The sequence below is a fragment of the Enterobacter sp. 940_PEND genome, assembly GCF_001059415.1.
GTDB lineage: Bacteria > Pseudomonadota > Gammaproteobacteria > Enterobacterales > Enterobacteriaceae > Enterobacter > Enterobacter cloacae_M.
In genome coordinates this window covers 1-206 of record NZ_JUMS01000013.1, presented here as the reverse complement: position 1 = coordinate 206, position 206 = coordinate 1, and the positions used below count along the sequence as shown (strand labels likewise).

Here is a 206-nt window from a genome sequence, read left to right as displayed (position 1 = left end):
CCGTTGCCCAGCGCGGTCAGCACGTCGGACGGCACGTTCACGGACCAGGTCAGATCGTTCTGCACCGTTGCGGTGTAGCTGTTGCCGCCAAGGGTGACGGTGACGGTATTGCCCGCTTCGGCGTTCGCCACGGTGCCGCTCAGGGTCTGGCCTGCCGCCACTTCCGCCGCGTTGATGACGTTATCGCCCGCCACGGTATTGATGGT

General features: G+C 65.5%; 1 protein-coding gene. It reads right to left on the bottom strand.

The window, feature by feature from the left end; translation table 11 throughout:
• A partial coding sequence (locus tag ADJ24_RS03155) for an Ig-like domain-containing protein (protein ID WP_048702073.1) occupies positions 1 to 206 on the bottom strand: 206 nt, incomplete at both ends.